Origin of the sequence: Sulfurovum sp. bin170, assembly GCF_010892395.1 — a bacterium.
In the GTDB taxonomy this organism is placed as follows: domain Bacteria; phylum Campylobacterota; class Campylobacteria; order Campylobacterales; family Sulfurovaceae; genus UBA1140.
In genome coordinates this window covers 1-1,762 of record NZ_JAACKB010000167.1, presented here as the reverse complement: position 1 = coordinate 1,762, position 1,762 = coordinate 1, and the positions used below count along the sequence as shown (strand labels likewise).

Annotated in this window: 1 protein-coding gene; it reads right to left on the bottom strand. The window is 40.6% G+C overall.

From position 1 onward, the window contains the following. On the bottom strand, nucleotides 1-1,762 hold a 1,762-nt coding region (locus tag GSY74_RS03920; RefSeq protein ID WP_223157456.1), incomplete at both ends, for a hypothetical protein.

Below are 1,762 nucleotides of genomic sequence, written 5' to 3'. Positions count from 1 at the left end.
AGGAAGACAGGGGAATTTCGGATGATGAGTGGAGAGAGATTACTGACTTTGCTGGGGTTGGGGAGTAATTTGGGGTTTTTCCGTAGTTTTCAGTATTATCTACAATATCTACCTCTACACTCTCTATAGTCGCACAATGAGGTAGACAACTAGGTGCTACAGTTAACTTGGTTTTCAACTCCTCCAATATCTTGTCTGATGGAATATCTGCTCTAAGTGTGTTTGGAGAAAGTGTCAACAGCAACAGAATAGAGAGAACTTTAGCCCCATTTCTATTCAATTTTGGAACTGTAGTTTTTACAAACTCACGCAGAAACATATAGAGCAGAAAAAGCATACCGATAATATGTAAAACTTTCAAAATCTTAGAGAGAGCAGGAGAGATAAGCCACAACTCCAACCGTTCATCACTGCCTACAGCACTCTGCCAAGAGAACTGGTGACTATTCCAACTCCATGTTGGTTTGCCTATACCTGTCTGTACTACAGCATTTGGGTCAATTCGGTTCTGCATTATCTGATTCTGTGATTTGCTTACCTTATTTTTAATAGGAACATAAGCCTCCTGAACAGGCATATTTCTCTGTCTGTATGATAAAGATTTCTCTTTTCTAAACACCACAGAGTCTGTCTCATCCATATTAGCACTTAATGTAGGCGAAAAAGCGTTAAATGTATTGTGATACTCTTTCTCCAGTTGTGGATAGAGTGCCGTGCGTATCTCCTGAACCGAGAACTTCAATACCTGCAAAACAGTAATAGCCACCACTATAGTCATAAAAACTTTTAGAACTTTTCTCAATCTACCCTCCTCCAAAACACGGAGCAGAGCAACCAATACCAAAACAAAAAGCCAAATAATGGTCGGTGCATCACTCTCATGCCAAAGCAGAATGATAAACAGAGTCGCAGGAGCAGACCACCCCCAACCATATAGCTGATAGATAGCAATCCCAAGCAACAGAACCAAAAATATATCCATCAAATTCCACTTATCAATCCAAGCACTACCTCTGCCATCCGAACCAAAAGAGGCAAAAAGCCTCCATGCTGGTGGTAGATGAAGAGTAGTACTCACAGAGTCAAATTTCTCATCCCAACCACTAGCAGGTGGCAGAGATATATCGCCCTCATATCTACTAGAAGCCTCTATATTTAAGCTCTCTTCACGCAACTCTACACCTTTTTGAGGAGTATCTCCTAGTGTAGTTATAAGCGTTGGTTTGGCATTGAGTGAGACCGAAGCCAAATCCAAAATATTGGTAGCCTCTAATCGTCTCACCTCGGAGATTTTAGCGTTTATACTGTCACTAATTGTATAGCCCTCACCATCAAAATCTAACCAAATCTGCCGTTTTAATCTAAACTCATTTTTATGTTGCTGTTTTGCACTTTTGTAAAGCTCTTTGATAACAAAAACTCCATCTGCCATTAAATAAGCAGGAAGAGACTTCCACTCTTTTGGTAGACTAGTTTGAGCAGGGTCAATGGATGTCGCTCCCTCTATCTCTATAGTTCTATAGTTGGGATCAGTTTGCAGAGTCCAAACCTCTTGATTGGCATAGGCAAACTGATATGTTGGATTCTCGAGTTTCGTCAGATTATGAGGGGTATAAGAGTCTATCATCACTCCCCACTCACCTGCTTTTATCTCCACCTTTAGCTTTTTATCTTCAGTAACTGTCGCATCAAGAGAACCACTAATAGCTGTAGGCAAAAAATCATCAAGCACAATCCCATCCAAAATCACAGAACGCATCTT